This is a genomic window from Mesorhizobium sp. WSM3224, assembly GCF_000427725.1.
In the GTDB taxonomy this organism is placed as follows: domain Bacteria; phylum Pseudomonadota; class Alphaproteobacteria; order Rhizobiales; family Rhizobiaceae; genus Mesorhizobium.
In genome coordinates this window covers 25,139-41,707 of the sequence record NZ_ATYO01000016.1, presented here as the reverse complement: position 1 = coordinate 41,707, position 16,569 = coordinate 25,139, and the positions used below count along the sequence as shown (strand labels likewise).

The following is a 16,569-nucleotide window of genomic DNA, read 5'->3' as shown; positions in this document are numbered from 1 at the left end:
GGCGAACGCTGGCAAGCTCACCAAGCTGCCGAAAATCTGCAAAGACACGCACCTCCGCCACGTGGCCAATCGGTCTCCGGTCCAGGTGAGCGATTGGGACGGGTGCGTGTTGAAAATTCAGCCCCACAGAACCTCCAGGGTGTAGGTTCGGAACGATCTTCAATAGGCTCGGAAAGACTTAATGCAGCGCTAGCTGACATTTGCCGTGCTCGAGACGTCGCCGTTTTCTCCAGTGCAGTAGGGCGCAATGCCAAGCGGCTGCAGAGGCAGGATCTCTCAGGATTCCTGAATGCGGCAGCCGCCGAGTTCACGCACCGATTTCTCCCACATTTACAAGAAGACATTCTCGCAAGGCGATCATGGCCTTACGCTTTGGTTTGCAACGACCTGAGCCGGCAGGCCGGAGGGCAGGCTGGTGTGGAAGCCTGCAGGCGCTTGGCGGCTGGGGTTTCGCGGCTTGGAGACGCGGTTAGGAACAGAATCGAAGGCAAAGCCCTTTCGCTTTTAGCATCATCGTTCGGCCGGCATCCAAAGGAATGCCGTGATGGAATTGTCAGAGTCGCTGAGTTTTGCCGTGATGAAAGCGAAATACTTCAGGAACTGAGCGGTCAAAATCTCTCGTTGCTAATGAGCGGCTTGAGCAAGTGGCCTGAAGAGCAGGCTTGCGGCCAAGCCGCTGCAGCGATCTCTCATGCGGTGCTGGAGGGCGGACAAATCCATCGTTTCGATGCGCAGGCCTTGGCGATCCTGGTCAATGGATTCAGCAAGTGGCCGGAGCAAATGACTTGCCGCCACGCCGCAGTCGAAACAGCAGGGTTCATTGACGTCAACAGGCTCGGTGATTTTGAGCCACAGCACCTCGCGAATCTGGTCAACGGCTTCAGCAAATGGCCAGACCAGCCGGCCTGTCAGCAGGCGATCGTCAATGTCGCTCATGAGCTCGTGCGCTGCCGCGCCAGCAAGCTCTCTCACTTCAGTGAGCAGCACTTGGCTAATCTCATGAACGGTTTCAGCAAATGGCCGGATCTGGCAGTCCATCGCAACGCCGCAGTTTTGATCGCTGGTGAGCTCTGTAGCCGCGCTGCACGCCCGCCCGGGCTTGGTGGCTTTACTCCGCAGGGACTGGCAAACGTGATGAACGGCTTCACCAAGTTGTCTGACTCGCGAGCCGCGGTGGCGATAGCCGGAGATGTCTGTCGGCGCGGCAAGCGCCCAGCCCAGCTCGCCGATTTTATTCCGCAAGACCTGGCAAGCTTGGTCAACGGCATCAGCAAATGGCCTGGCGAGCCCAACTCAAGGGAAGCCGCAGAGACAATCGCACGGGAAGTCTTGGGTCGTGCTCATGACGCCCCACTCTCTGGGTTTTCGTCGCAAGACATGGCCAATCTGGTGAACGGTTTCAGCAAGTTTCCGCATTCGAACGACTGTTCCCGCGCGTCCATCGCCATAGCGCGCAATATCGACCCGGCGCGCGTGTTTAGTTTCGCTCCGCAGCACCTGACGAACTTGGTGAACGGATTCAGCAAGTGGCCGGGTGCGCCCGAGTGTCGCCAAGCATCCGTGGAAATCGGTCGTGAAGTCCGAGACCGCGCGACCTCTGGTCGGCTCTCCGAGTTCACTCGCGGGGAGCTGGCGAGCTTAGTGAATGGTCTCAGCAAGTGGCCTGGCGAAATCGCCTGTCGCCAAGCTGCCCTCGCGGTGGCAGCTAACATCGACCGATTCCCCCACTCTGGTCACGACTATCGAGACTTGGCAAACTTGGTGAACGGTTTCAGCAAATGGCCGCTAGAGCTGGATTCAGTCAAGGCGACACTTGCGATCGCTCGGGTCGTCGTTGATATCGCTGATGAGCTCCCTCGATTTGACCAGCAGCAGCTGGCGAATCTGATGAACGGTTTCAGCAAATGGCCGCTGGAGAATGATTGTCAGCACGCTGCGCGCTTGATCGCTGCGGAAGTCGGCGGTCGCGCTGATCGGGATGAGCACCTCGCTGATGTCACTCGGCAAGGGCTGGCGAATTTGGCGAACGCGTTCGGCAAATGGCCGCAGGAAGATTTCGGCAAAGCCATGGTTGCGGTCGCCCGGGCCCTCTGTAGCCGTGCCGATCAACTTTCTGTCTTTACTCGGCAGGAACTGGCGAATCTGGTGAACGGGTTCAGTAAGGTCCCGGAAGAGGAGAGCTGTCTGCAGGGCGCGCGCTTAATCGCCGCCGAACTCTGCCGGCGCGCCGCTCACGAAGGCGGCCTTCCCGATTTTGCTCCGCAGGGACTGGCGAGTCTGGCCAACGGCCTAAGCAAGTGGCCGCAGGAGGAGGCCGGTAGAAAGGCAACCGTCCAAGTCGCTGCGGAACTGTGCCACCGCGCCACGCTCGCAGACGGGCTCTCTCGTTTTACGTCGCAAGAGTTGGCGAACCTGGTGAACGGTTTCAGCAAGTGGCTGACAGGGGATGACACAGGTCGAGCCACAGAAGCGATCGCGCGCGAAGTCCATGAACGGTCACTCGCCAACTTTACCTCTCAGGAGTTGGCGAACCTGGTGAACGGTTTCAGCAAGTGCCTGGACCAGGAGGCATCTCGGCAGGCCGTGTTCTACATCGCGCGCGCCCTTGGCGCTGGAGCACATCGGTTCGGCGCTCTCACGATGCCTGAACTCAGCATGGTCGCCAATGCTCTTGGGCGATGCTTCACGGCGTCGGAGGACAGTGGAGAGATAACGCACACCACGCTGCTGACAGATCGGTTGAGCAAGCTCGCCCACCACCTGCACTATGCCAATGATCGCCTCATGCAGGCGGACGTCCGGAGCATCGCCAACATTTTCAAAGCCCTGGGCAAGGCTCGGCTGGTTGACGATCTCGGCTTGCTCGCACGAGCGGGGATGGATCGGATCGAGGAATTGCGTCAGGGGCCAGATTTTGCCGCCGCCAATGACCTGGAGACCATGGGTAATCTCAGTGTTGCCGTGCTGCCGCTGGCGCGCAGCTCGCAAAAACAGCTGCGCTGGCACCGAAGGCAGGCGCTCCATTTGCTGAACGACATCCAAAACGTCGTGAAAGACAAGATTACGGCGCATCTGGCCGCCCGCGACGCGGAGCGGATCCAAGGTCCACACGCCAGCCGTTGCCCGGCCTTGTCGATGTATCAGGTCCTCAAGGCCCGTGCAGTCCTCGAGACATTATACCGGCGCCCCTATATCGAGGGCAAGGTGACTGATCTCAGGGCGAGGCAGCAGGAGCTGCAGCGCGAGACCAGGGATATCCTGCACCGCACGCGGGAGCTGATCGAACGCGACCTGTCCAACATGAGTTGGAATCTGATCGCTGATATCGAGAGCGACAGGCCGCTCGAGGCGCTGGATTCGTTCCTGGCAGCAAATGCGGTATCGGTCCAGGCAAACCGTCCTGCCTCCCAGTTCAACGTGCATCAGGTGTTGCGGGAGATGGACCACGAGCCGAGACCGCCGCAAGGGGAGGCGGGACTGATGCGGCTTTCGGTCGTCGACCTGCAGGGGCGGCCCATCGCAACGGAGCCAGAGACACGATATTCGGTGTTCCATCGCATGACGCGGGGCCAGGTCCCTGTGGTCGCGGTGCAACTGCCGGCACGACCGAGTGCCTTCATGCTGGCGCGAACGCTCACCGTCGAGGGGGTACCCTACCGCATGGATCTGTTCGGCGGCAGCAAGTTGAAGCCGCCCAGATCGACGCTGGCGCAGATCGCCGCGCGGGTGCCCGGCGCGCCCAGCGTCGAGCCGCCCGGAGGAAAGCTTTTGGCCATTCCCTATGCCGAAACGGCCGGCGGAACCGACTTCGAGCGGCTGTCACGGGCCTGGGCTCCGTTCAAGGAGGCCTACTTCTATACGCAGCGCAGGGGCTTTGCAGCACCACCGGCGGTCAAAGGTCTTGGGCCCCAGGACTCTGCGCTTGAGGGCACGTTCAGACTGGCACTGCTGCCGGACCGCCCGGCCGGCGAGGCCCATCCTTTCAGGCTCGGCGGAGAGCACGGCGGCATCGCGCTGCGCCCGCATGACGGCTGCGGCTTCATCAAGACCTCGCTTGCTACGCGCATGCCGGCGGTTCGGCGCGCCGGCGACCAGGACGGTCCGGATAGGGTGCCGGCCTTTGGCGAGGGACGCCGAGCATCGCTGCCTGCCTCCGCCCTGCAACATTATCCGCGCAGTGAAGAGGTGGCCGCGGAGGCGCGCAAGATGGCCAGCAGCTGGCTCGAGGGCCGGGAAGGAGAGGAGCTGAACTCTGAAGACCTCTACCGCACAGTGACTGGTGGACACATCGATGGCCCCGGCGCGGTGGCAGTGCCCTCTAGCGACGGCCGCCTTCACGTGCCGACGCTCAAGAGCGAGTCCATGGCGGGGACGCAAGGCGTGCTGATCGGGCGCTCGCCATATGACAAGCCCAACCTGCGCCCCTTCGCGACCGCACAGGTCGGCTCGAGCACTGATCGTGACCCGACCGCAATGTTCCTCGATCAGTGCGTCGCCATACAGTACAGCTTCAATGTGGCCCAAAAATCCAGCGCCGAGCTGGCGGCTGACGATCCGATGTTGTTTGCCAAGGGCATTTTGATCGTGGTGCCCGACGAGATGTGGCCGGCTGCGTTCGCTGATCGAGGGTTGGTCCTGTCTGCCGAGGACGTCAAATGTCATTCGCATTGGGCGAGTGCCAAGGACCGCGCCAAGGCGGACACCTTGTTCGACTGCGTCGGCATCTTGCAGGCGACCGAGGTGTTCGCTCCGGGCTCGTTGGTTGCAGTCCCGCCGGTTGAGCAAAAAAAGCTCGATGGAGACTTCGACGGCGACGCCGTCATTATCGTCGCCGACCGGCCCCAGCTTTATGAGCATGTCAGGCAATTCGACCAGGCCGAGCAGGCGCGCGGCGTGCACTCGCTCAAACCGCCCAAATCGCACACCCCGGCGATCGAAGGCGAGTCCTACCAGTTCAGCCGCGCCAGCCAGATCCTGGCCGCGACGCAAAATGTCCTGGAGACCTACACGGGCCTGCAGCGAGACTTTCTGGCGCAATCTCAAGAGGCAAGGCGCTGGTTTGCCGAGCGCGCTATCTTCGGCATCTACGAGGGCATCCATCACGAACTCAGGCGCGAGCTTCAAGTGCTGCTGACCGAAGGCGAGGTGAGCCTGGAGCAGATCGAGCACGGGCTCGAGAAGGCGGGGCGCGAGTTCGAGGTCGCAGATCATCCGGTGGCCCGCGAGGTGGCCGAGCTGCTCATGGCCGATCTCGAGGCGTGGGCGGCGCAATCGCGCGGTCTACCCGCAACGGCCGAGGGCGGCAACGACGCGCGGCGGGCGGTGAGCGCAGATCTCTGCGAGCTGTTGCCGGACCTGGGGGAGGCCTATCCTGCCACGGCTCAGCCAAGAGAGCGCATCCAGCTGATTGTCGATAACTATCCAGCACGCATTCATCCGCGACCCGATGGTTACGTTGCCGATGACCACGTGCAAAGTGCCAATAACCTGCTGAGTCTCGGCATCAAGGTCGGAACGGACGCCTATAAATCTGATACGGGCGCCCGCTTGTTTGCGGCCAAGAGCCGTCAGCTTCTGAACTTGCTGCACAAGGCCCCGGGACTGAACCCGGTGCCTTACACGAAGGGTATTGCGGCGCGCCTGAAACAGGGCCGGCTTGATGTCGATGCGACACTGGCGGATCTGAAGGACAATCCGACACTGACGGCGTCGATCATGGAGGCTTCTATCAAGCTCGCGGCGGAACGAGGTATTCTGTCCGCACCGTCGGACTGGCGGGTTGCCAGCGCGGATACCGCCACGATGCTGACCGGCGAGCAAGCTATTGAGCGCGCCCACATCGAGGCTGAAAACGCCAAGGTCGAAGAGAAGGCTATCACAGCGACCTTGGGCGAGGTGGCCGAACGCCTGCGCACATTCAACATCGATGTGAGCTTGCCCCATCACGATCGCCGTTTGAGGTCAGAAGCTTCGATGCGAGACCAGCTGACGGGCATGAGGCTGCCGTCCGCTCAGGCGTCGCAGCTGATCAGCAACGCCGTCCGCCATGTCGTCGAAATCCCCGACAGGGACTTTACTGCCACCTTCAGGAAGGCCGTGCTGCTGTTCGAAGAGCACGGTTACACCGAGGTCAGCACAACCAACTGGTTCAAAAAGCTCAATCCAACCTTTACCGGCATCGCAACCGTCTTCGCCACGCCGCGAGGTTACCGCTTCGAAGTGGAGTTCCATACCCCCAGCAGCTATGAGGCCAAGATTGCCAATCATCATGTCTACAAGATGCTGCAGCGTGTCCCTACAGGGACCTCCGATCAATCGCAGGCCGAGCAACTCCTGCAACGCGCGCGCACGAACTGCAAGGACGTCGCAGTCCCCGATGGCGTCACAGATATCCCCAACTGGGACATTGAGGGGGGGAGCACGGCTGGCGGCATGGCCTCTGCCACCCGAGCTGCCTTGCCAAGAATGCCCAAACGGTCGCCGATGGTCGGACAAATTGTTGCCGCGCTGGGTGAGAAATCGGTCGTACTCGTCGGCATGATGGGTGCCGGGAAATCCCAGATTGGCAAGAAGCTCTCTAATCTTCTGGGCCTGAAGTTCTTCGACTCGGACCATGTGATCAAGGACAAGACAGGCGCAAAATCCATCAATGAAATCTGGGCGAATCATGGCGAGCGTTACTTCAGGGATCTTGAGGAGAAGGAGATCCCGCAACTGCTCGCGCAAGGCCCCATGGTGCTCGCAACCGGTGGTGGGTCCTTCATGAACGACAAGACCCGCAACTGCATCGCCCAGAACGCGATCTCGATCTGGGTTGATACCGATCTGGACATGATCATGAGGCACCTGGCGAACGATACGAGCCGTCCGCTGCTGCAAACTGAAGATCCAAAAGGAACGATAGAAAAACTGATGAACCAGCGCCAAGACATCTATGCGCAGGCCGAGCTCAGAATTTCCCCGACCAGGCGGGAAATCAATAAGAGCGCGGCCGAGTGCCTGAACAAGCTTCACGACAAGCTCTGCGCTGGCGTTAGCGAACCAGGCGCGCCTGGGGCCGAGGATCGGCACGAGGAAGCGCGCGTCGGCGCTTCGGGCAAGTGAAGTAGGCCCCGCGAGACGAGAAGTTTAGTTGGAGGAGACTGATCCTATAGAGCCCTCGCTGATTGGGGTCGTTGAGGTCAAGGTGCTGATGAACTTTTCCTCGGACCGTTCCGCGGGTCACTTGCTTCTCTTCGCGGTCGGGCCTTGGGCCGCCGTATGACGGGGCGAGGAGAGCGAGGCACCTCAATCTGTTTCAGGACCTTGCCGAGTTTTGGCGGTAGGTTCGGGACTGTTAACGAGATCGCCTTGCCCATCAATCCACGGAATGATCTGGGACGTCGCCCCCATTCAGGCGAAAGCCTTGCTTTTGCTGCTTCCGGGTTCGTCGCGGCTGACGCCGCCAGTGCGGTGGTTCCTTTCGAAAGCGGGAATCGGTCATGTCGCCCCACATGCGATCCAGGATAACCGCCAGCTTGCGGGCAACGGCCATGCCGCCGGGCGCCCAGGCTCGACTATTTCCTGCTTCGCGAGGCGGGCTAATGCCCTCAGCATGATGCTCAGATCGCGAGCAGTGGCTCGACATCGCCATCACCTGGCGTCGGCGCCGGCTGGCGAGCGCATGGGGCGGGCAAAGGGCGGTCCGCGATGGCGTGCCGAGTTCGGCGTCGGCCTCGGGCAGGATCGCACGCACCACATTCTTGATGCGGCGCCTCTCGTTCAGCACCGCACGACGGGCAACCAGCAGCGACCGCCACAGCCGGCATTGCCGGCTTTGACGTGCACCCGCCGATGCCAGCCGGTGCGTATGAGCTGCGCCAGCGCGCGGCTTCGTTGCGATCGATCTTGTTCGGCATCGTCTTGATCGCGCTTGGCAGCCCGCGTTTCGATACAGTTCGCACGGCCGACCTTCGGCGTGCAATCCGTCGTGAAGTCAGGTCGTCAGCGAGCGCTTTCCAAGGCTGATGCGCTCCAGCGGAAGCCGGCTTCGCGCAGGGTCTTGCTCAACGCCTCTGGCGCGCTCGCCGCGCGCGTTTCCCCGAGGACCCGGTTGGTCTTGTCGACCACGCAGATCGCGGTCTCCTCCAAAGACGCGTCCAGTCCGCAAGTCCTTCATGGCTGCTCCTGATGTTTGTGGCGACTCAAGATCGACCACGTACTCACATCCCGACAGAGCAGCCGCCCCTCTTTTGGGTTCGGCCAAGACCCCAATCACTCCAGCTGATTTGCGACCGCTTCCGACATGCGTCGCGTCTGGTACATTGCACAGCTATTGCGAAGGTCACAACGCGCTCGGTTCGGACTTCCCGCCAGAGGCCAGGGACAGGTCGAGATTGTGTTGCAACATCTGATTCCCTGGCTCGGCCTTGAGAGCTTTCAGATATAGCGCTTGTGCCGCCTCATGCTGCCCCTGACTGTCCAAGACAGCTCCTTTCGCATTCAATGCACGCAAATTATCCGGGTCCGCAACTAAGACTCTGTCGAGTACTTGGAGCGCCTCTTGTTGGCGTTTCTGCGCCAGCAAGAGTTTCGTAACACTGATTGCGGCATCGACATTAGCCGGATCCTGCTTCAAATCGCGCAAAGCACGCTCTTGAGAATCCTGACCGACTGCGCGCAAAATGCGTTCGCGCATGGCCGGATCGATGTGATCGGCGCCGAGCAACGCTGGAGGCGCCGTCTCCTTGACGGAAAGATCTGGCTTATTCCAGCTGGCGCAACCGCCCAGAGGCAGGATGGCGAGCGCGGCGAAGAGAACCGGGTTCAAACGGAATGAAAGCAATGGCGCAGCAATTGTATTTTCACGCAAATTCATGTTCGGTTCTCACCTTCATCAAGTGCTCTGGCTAACAGCTGGCGGCGACGCGGATATCGCGAGATTCTCCTGACGATCCCCTATTGGGTCCAGGCTGAGCTTGACGGATCCGGCCGGTTGTATCGTGAAGTCCGACGCGAGGTCCTGATAAGACAGCACAGCAAGATCAATCGCGTTTCGCGTTAGGAAACCGCGAACGAAGCGCCGGACATCCATCGACGTTAATACGACAGGGCGGGCCTGATCCGGCGCGGTACTGGAGGCGATGTGACGCATCTGGTTTACCAGCGCTTCGCTCTGCCTATCATTTAATGCGAGGTGGGGGCCCGCAGCCGAATCCCGAGCCGCACTGCGCAACACATCCTCGGTCTGACGTTCGATAATGAAGGCGGAAACGATTCCGTCTCCGTTCGCATAGCGGTGACAGATTTGCCGCTTCATACCGGAGCGAACGTGTTCGGTCAGAAGGGCGACATTTTGCTCACGTTCGCTCCATTCGGCCAATGCCTCAAAGACGAGGCGGGTGTTGCGGATCGGGATCCCTTCATCAAGCAGGCGGCGCAGGACATCGGCAATCCTGGGGATCGGCGTCGTGCGCAACACCTCTTTCACCAGGTCAGCATATTCCTGTTCCATCCGGCTCAACAATTGGCTGGTCTCCTGGATTCCGACCAAGCGCGGTGCATAGCGGGTCAGCGTCGTTTGGACACGCAACGCGACGCGTTCGCTGGGACGGTGATGCCCCACACCGGCGGCCTTGAGAGCCGGTGCGTGGCCTTGTCCGACCCAGACTGTGTTCGTTTCCGGATCGTGCCGGAATGGGATGCCGGTCGGTTCGATGCTTGCCAGACCGTCTTTTATCGCCAGTTGTGTCGGATCAAGCAGGTCCTGTGCAACCGGCACGCCCTCGATGTCTATCCTGAATTGCGATTCGGGCAGTTGCTGATCGACCGTGATAGGAATGCGGGGAACGATGAGGCCGAGATCGGCTGAGACCAGTTGCGAAACGCGCGAAAAGTGCTGTTGTAATTCGACCTGGTCGATCGCCTGCATCAGGTTGGGCGCTTGGAAGAAGGCAATCGGACACGCCTCTGCAGGCATGGTTTGGTTTTGCTCCACTGGGGCTGCGGCTGTAGCAGCGACATTGTCGGCGCCTAGTCCCTTGACAGTGCTTGCCGCCGCGAAGATCGCGGCCAAGATAAGAAAGACGGGCAGGGGGAAACCAGGAACGAACCCCATGGCAACCAAGACCGAGGCCGCCAGCCGCAATGCTCGCCTACTGGCCGTGAGTTGAGTGACTATGTCGGTCCCAAGATTGAGGCTCCCAGCCCCGGTCACACGAGTGACGATGGTCGCCGCGGTAATGGAGAGCAGCAGGGCCGGAATCTGCGAGATGAGCGCATCACCTATCGTAAGCAGGGTATAGTGACGCAGCACCTCGCCGATCGGCATACCTTTTGAAAGCAGGCCGATCGAAATCCCACCCAACATGTTGATGAAGATAACAAGCAGCCCGGCGATGGCGTCGCCCTTCACGAATTTCATTGCGCCATCCATAGCGCCGTAAAGTTGGCTTTCCTTCTCCAATGCGCCGCGCCGCCTGCGCGACTCGTCGGCGTCGATGTGGCCGTTCCGTAACTCTGCGTCGACCGCCATTTGCTTTCCCGGCAAAGCGTCGAGCGCGAAGCGCGCCGCCACTTCTGCTACGCGCTCGGCGCCCTTGGCGAGGACCATGAACTGCACCATGGTCACGACCAGAAATATGACGATCCCGACGGCGATATTGCCTGAGATCACGAATTCACCAAACGTGTGGATGATGCTACCTGCCTCCCCTTCGGCCAGGATCAGCCGCGTCGTTGCGATGGTGAGCGCCAGACGGAACACCGTGGAAATCAGGATGACGCCGGGCAAAGAGGAAAATTCAAGTGGCGTGCTGATATACAAAGCAACCATCAGCAGCAGTATGGCCAATCCCATGTTGAATCCGATTAGTGCGTCGATTACGACGACGGGCACCGGCATCACCATCATCGTTATGGCCAGAAGCAGCATAAGCGCGACCATCAGGTCCGGGTTGGCCGGCGCGCGCTCGATGAGATTACGCATGATGTTGGCCATTGAGACCCCCTTGTGATCGTCTGAGAAGAGCTCTGCTGCGATGCAGCTTTCGAAGGCTCGCCTGCGCCTGGCTTCGCTTGAGACTGAGAGGCCGCGAAAACGGCTGGTGACCGGGTGCATCCGGTCTGCCCAGGATCGTCAGGATCTTGCCGCCGAAGCCGTCCGAGATGAGCGCAGACGCTCGAAGCCGCGACAGTTCATCCCGAAACTCAGCGGTAGCGTTGCGCAGCAGGGGCAAGGTTCGGGCGCGCTGCGCGGATGCAAGGCGGACGCAGGTAAGGGCGCCGAGCAAACCGCGCTGCCGCTTGGGGCTAAGCACGACATCACCGGTTTGGTAAACGTGGTCGGTCACATGCGTGGTGCTGCGTCCTGTCCCGCCATCGGCTTGCCTTCGACCAAGCCGCTTTCGGTTCTGTCCGAGTAGAAGCACCCGCCGGAACTGATTCCGCAGGACGACAACACCTTCACGCACCGCCCAACAACCGAGGGCGACAGGGTAGGTGTGGCGGCTCCATCGGAGTTCTCCTTTGATCCGCCCTGCGAACCTGGAAGTTTCAATACGGGAGAGAAGCGAGACGGCCATTTCGATTCAGCAGCACGCGGCTGTCCTCTATCCGATCGACTGTCCATCCATCGTCCAAAAGGGCTCCAACGAAATACTTCTCGCCATTGATGACAACATAGGGGGAGGGCCCACGCCAAACCGCCTCAACCGCGATTGCGGATGGCGCCTTCTCGTCTTTGGTGATCACTCCATTGACCAGTGTTAGAGCGCCCTTCGTGTGATGATCGAACCACTGCTGGACCTGCTGCCAACTGGTGGCCGATGCAGACGTGACGGTGCCTTCAGCGGTAACAACACCCTTTGCGGAGCCGATCTTAATGTTGAGCAGGCCTGCTCTATCGACTTCCTGTTGCAGGTCTTCGGCCGCGGCCATGGTAGTCTCACTGTCAGCGAGGTTGTGGGTCGGTTTGGATGCAAGTTTGGCATCAGGTGAATTGGCGCTCGATGCACCGGCGCTGTCGTAGTAGGAGAAAATCGCTGAGAGCGCGCCGATCCCGACCGAGCCCAGCAACAGGAAGGCTAGTACAGGGGCCGAGAGGCGTGGGGTACTGCTTGACCCAGCTGGCGCTGCACCCGGTGCCGACCAGAGAATGGACATGGCGCCTAGGTCAATGACGACCGGAAGAGGAACAACAATACGCTCGCCTACGGGAACATTCCCGCTGCCCTTCACGTTGAGGTCGGCGGCAAGGGCCTCGACCTCCATCGAATTGGCAAGAAGAGTGATACGAAGATGATACGGCGCGAGTCCCTGCTCGACGAAGATGACATCGGCATCGAGCCCACTACCGATCACGTTCGCTTCCGCAGCCAGCTTACCGGTCAGTCCGCAATACAGGCCCGATAGAACTTCGAAATGAAGGCAACCCGTGTCATCCAAGGATAATCGTCCAAACAAGGAGAGAAGCCGCACGGCAATTGCCGTGCGGCTCATTTCAGTTCCACATCGCACCACCAAAGGGCGCGAACGAGGGGTATCTGAGCCCCACCTCAGGCATTACTGAACGCGTTCGTCGGCCACCTTCTTGACTGACGTGAGCTGCGTCGAAATAGTGCGCAGCTCCATACTCCTAGCCGTCGCCTCCGCGGTAACGGCTGCAAGCTCCGCGATTTGAGCCTGGAACGCAGCACCTCCAGCGGCTTTGGCCGCTACGTTTCCAGCAGTCGCAGCTGCGGTACCAGCGCCGCTAGCAATGGGACCCAATTTCGACATAAAATTTCCCTTTCGTTGAATTGTGCCGTTATCAGCGGCCACTATTCCCTGACGAGGACCATCCAGCGTCAGGTATCCTCTTCAGTGTCTGCCATGGCTTCCTCGTTATCGGCCATCACATCGTTCATCATAGTGAAAGCAACGGCACTGAGAGCCATTTGGAAAGCTTCTTGGTCAGACGCACCTTGCGAGCCGTCGCCAGAACTGGGCGGCATGTCCGGCCGATCGCGCCCCCTGACCGGCCTGTTAGGATCAGCCGGCTTATTAGGATCAGCCGGCTTTTTAGGATCAGAAGACCCGTGAGATGCGTGCGGCGGTTGTCCCTTCGAAGGTCCATGCCCCCCTGCACGGACCAAGGAAGAACCGAAGCTGCCAAAACTTCCAATTGCTGCGACCATCAGGTACTCCGGCGTTTATCTTCATTCGTCGACGGGCGGCGATGCCGTGTAGGCATCCACCTTCTCAAGCTAAAGACGCCAGCTTTCGACAAGCTGACGAGCGTTGAAAAAAACAGCGCTGCCCAAATCACATCTACGGGTGATATGGCCCGGGTGTTGAGGCAGATTCTATCCAGCATTCTCACGGCGCGCGGTGCTTCTACTGCAGGCACCGGGTCTACGTGTCCTGATAGGAAAGCTCCGAAAGACGGCCGACTCAAATCGGATTCGATGCCGGCCCATCGGATCAAATCTATGAGGCACATGCTGCAAACGGGACTGGCAGTGCGCCTGCTGAAGACGCGGCATGCGCGATGCTTTCAAGGGAGGGCGGTGGAGGCGGATCGCAATGGCGCGTGTATGATCGCGCAACTGAGGCGACTTGGCTGGTTCCTGCCGGTGCATTGCAAGTCGTTGGCCGCGCAAGCGGCGCGCGGCGCTGACGGCGCGCAAGCTCATGAAGCACGAAGCCGCAAACATGAGCGAATTGTCCGACTCAGGGAATCGAACGCGCCTCCCCAATTTTAGAACCGGGTTTCCAATGGCGAGTTCGCTACCCCTCATTGTGGGGGGCAAGTCCGGGCCACTGGATAGGGTCTGGCGGGCTGCTTTGCCAGGCTTTCCTATCGAGGCCATTTTGGGGCTCTTGTCCCTGGACGAGTTCCTGCCGGCGGCGGTCATCTGGCGGCGTTCAAAGTCACTGATCCTGATTGCCCGCCACCGCTGGGCAAATCGGATCATAGCGCCGGACATGAGCTTGAGAACGGGCCTCTCGCTGCAGGCATTGGGAATGATCTCTTAGAGAGCTGCAAACCCGGTACCGTCATCGATGCTGCTGCGGTGCGATCACCCGGATACACATCGACGGGGCCGCGCCCGCAGCGAATGACCTCGGCCTGACCAACGCGGTGCCAGCCCGCATCGCCGTTCACGCCGACGCGCGCTTCGCGCAGGGCGACTCGGCATCCCTTGTGGCCCACGCCGGCCGGCCAGGGCTGCGAATCCAGGTTAACGGGGAAGTTGACCGAGGATTGAGGCGAGGTAGTCGGGGCTCCATCCGGCCTTTTTGCGCCTCAGTTTGATCGACTGCCTGTCGTTGATTGCCCGGACGAGGTTGAGGGCAAAATGGCGGACGATGGCCATGTTGTGGGCGCCATGGCCCTTTCTGAGCCGCGACTGGTCGTCCTTGAAGACGACATCAAGGGTCCAGTGCAGGGCATTCTCGATCAGCCAGTGGCCGCGCACGGCGTGGGCGGCCCGTTCGGCGGTGAGGTCGGCGGAGGCGATGAAGTAGCGGGTATCGAAGCGGCTCCTGTCCTTCAGTCCGGTGCGTGAAGTGACGCGGACGATGGCCTTGACCTCAGGCAGGCGCAGTTCGCCGGGGAAACGGCGCTGGCCTGCGAGCCATCCAGTCTCGCGGCTGACGGTGACGACGCGTTCCTCGATGCGGCCATGGCCCTTGTCGAGGTCGGTGAAGCTGTCGAGGCTGTCTTGCGGCGCGTCGTCGAAGTAGCGCTCGATCTCGGCGCGCAATGTCGGCTGATTGGCCTTGACTGCGAGCAGATAGTCGGCGCCGTGAGCGCGGATTGCGGTTGCGATGGCGGCATTTGTGGCAATGGCGTCAATGGAGACGAGCGCGCCCAGGAGGCCGCCATTGGCGCCGAGGCGCTCCAGAAGCACGGGAATGGCCGTTGTCTCGTTGCTCTTGTCGGCCACGGCCTCCTGGCCGAGCACCAGCCGTGCGGTGGTGGCGAAGGCGGAAACCAGATGCAGCGGCGCCTTGCCTGCGCTCTTGTCGTGGCTGCGCCGCGAGGTCTTGCCGTCGATGGCAACGAAGTCGGGCTTGTCCGGCCACGTCTCGCGCACCCACGCGGTGAAGGCGCCGGCAAACAGCGCCGGATCGATGCGGTTCATGAGCAAAGTCAGCCAGCGGCCGCCCGGCACGCCGTGATGGTAGGGCAGATAGCGGCGCAGGAAGTCAAGATGGGCATTTCCCCACGCTGCTATCAGGTCGTAATCCTCGCAGTCGCAGATCGTGCCGCAGACGACCAGAAGCAGCACCTCGGGCAGCGGATGGGCAACCCGCCACGGCTCACGCGGGTCTTCGATCTCGCCAAAATGCTCGAGAAGCGACCTCAGGCGCGACTTTTCGAATCCTTCAAGGGCGACAGTGGTCATGGCCAGGCTCCGAATCATGGGACCCCCATGGAATCAGATCAGCCGCAATCCCCAAAGCGCGTTAACCCGAGTTCGCAGCCCTGGCCGGCCGGCAGACTCTATCGTGTACGCCCGGCTATCTATTCATCGCCCGCGCTCTGTATGGATTTGCCTCGCTGGCTGTCCGGTAGTCCTCCAAATTGCCACCCAGAAACAAGCGCTCGGTCTCTCGGGTCGGCGTTCTACCCAGCGAGCACATCAGATCCACATCCGCATCGATGTTGTCCTGATCTTCGACATTCATTCCGAGCCCAATACTGCGCAGCACGTCGTCTGGCGTCCAGACTGCAGACTTCGGGATCATGTAGGAATGCAGGGTGTTCGTATTGTTGCCGATCGCTCTCGCCCAAGGGTCGAGCGAAACGGCCAGTTTTGAGGGGTCCTCTACCAACGACACGAAAGGAGAGACTGCTGTCTTACCGCGCATATGCCAACCAGCCTGGCGCGCCCGATCCATGGGATATCGCTCCAGAGGATCTCCTACAGAAGAATGATCCCGCGCCGTGTTGCGGGCATGGGATATTGCGGTCGTGTTGGCTTCCGTACGCGGCTTGCAATCGGCGTCCTGGTTCTGAAAGCGATGCAGCTTTACGTATGACGACCCCGCAACGTCGTCGAAAATGCGATCCCGGTCGACAGGGCCCTCGGGAGCTGCAATGGCTGGTGACCACCGCGTTGTTTGCTGCGCGGCCAGATCAATCTCGTTTTTGAGCGCCCCCAGAGTTGCACCCGTCAACGTTGCGGCAAGCTGGGCGCGTGCTCTCGCAAATGATGCGGCCGGGTAGCGTTCGGTTTCCCATGGCGCCTCGTTCAGCGCAGCCGATGACGTGCGAATTTCGGAATCTGCGGGAGCAGGAGCAGAATCCGAAGTTCGCTTGGCCGACTGCAAGTCCTGTAGCTGCCGTTCGAAATTCGCTTGATCCGCGGACAGGTGTTCCGATGAGGTCGTTCGTGTGCTCATCTCAACCGGCCGTTTGTCCGCCCGGTGCGTCTGCGGTGCGAGTTCGCGTGCTGTCGTCGACGTTTCCGCGGCATTCCGTGCAGCGATATTCATTCTTTTCCTCCTCGAGATCCTGATGTGTGTACACTTTTGCAGAGGCAGCTTTCGAGAAGCTGACGAACCAAAAAGAGGGCGTTTTGGTTCGCTGGGGGCCGGCCT

General features: G+C 60.7%; 7 protein-coding genes and 1 pseudogene. 2 read left to right on the top strand and 6 right to left on the bottom strand.

The features are described from left to right. Positions 1–102: 102 nt before the first annotated feature. On the top strand, positions 103–7,104 hold the full coding sequence (locus YU3_RS37120) for a shikimate kinase (protein ID WP_280797487.1): 7,002 nt from the start codon (positions 103–105) through the stop codon (positions 7,102–7,104). Between the two features lie 574 nt (positions 7,105–7,678). On the opposite strand, the pseudogene YU3_RS41765 reads toward YU3_RS37120, so the two are convergent. From YU3_RS41765 to sctV, 3 genes and pseudogenes are all read right to left on the bottom strand, one after another. Further along, a pseudogene (locus YU3_RS41765) lies at positions 7,679–8,142 on the bottom strand (IS110 family transposase); the annotation flags it as partial. Between the two features lie 181 nt (positions 8,143–8,323). Further along, positions 8,324–8,857: a tetratricopeptide repeat protein gene (locus tag YU3_RS0122110; RefSeq protein ID WP_027168290.1), complete on the bottom strand. Its 534-nt coding sequence runs from the start codon at positions 8,855–8,857 to the stop codon at positions 8,324–8,326. 18 nt (positions 8,858–8,875) lie between these two features. Next, positions 8,876–10,978 carry a type III secretion system export apparatus subunit SctV gene (sctV, locus tag YU3_RS37110; RefSeq protein WP_036259195.1) on the bottom strand — a complete coding sequence of 701 codons (2,103 nt, stop codon included), beginning with the start codon at positions 10,976–10,978 and terminating at the stop codon, positions 8,876–8,878. A 40-nt stretch (positions 10,979–11,018) separates the two neighbouring features. Between sctV and YU3_RS0122100 the strand changes: the two genes are divergently transcribed. Further along, positions 11,019–11,402 (top strand): hypothetical protein, encoded by a 384-nt coding sequence (locus YU3_RS0122100; RefSeq protein ID WP_027168289.1) that lies wholly within the window; start codon positions 11,019–11,021, stop codon positions 11,400–11,402. Between the two features lie 130 nt (positions 11,403–11,532). On the opposite strand, the gene YU3_RS0122095 is transcribed toward YU3_RS0122100, so the two are convergent. From YU3_RS0122095 to YU3_RS0122070, 3 genes are all read right to left on the bottom strand, one after another. Beyond that, complete coding sequence (locus tag YU3_RS0122095) at positions 11,533–12,423, bottom strand: hypothetical protein (RefSeq protein ID WP_027168288.1); 891 nt, start codon at positions 12,421–12,423, stop codon at positions 11,533–11,535. Between the two features lie 1,778 nt (positions 12,424–14,201). Then, the gene (locus tag YU3_RS0122075) at positions 14,202–15,371 is read right to left on the bottom strand and encodes an ISAs1 family transposase (RefSeq protein ID WP_027168284.1); all 1,170 of its coding nucleotides are present in this window, start codon (positions 15,369–15,371) and stop codon (positions 14,202–14,204) included. Positions 15,372–15,486: 115 nt separating this feature from the next. Continuing rightward, positions 15,487–16,464: a hypothetical protein gene (locus YU3_RS0122070; protein ID WP_027168283.1), complete on the bottom strand. Its 978-nt coding sequence runs from the start codon at positions 16,462–16,464 to the stop codon at positions 15,487–15,489. Between the last annotated feature and the right edge of the window lie 105 nt (positions 16,465–16,569).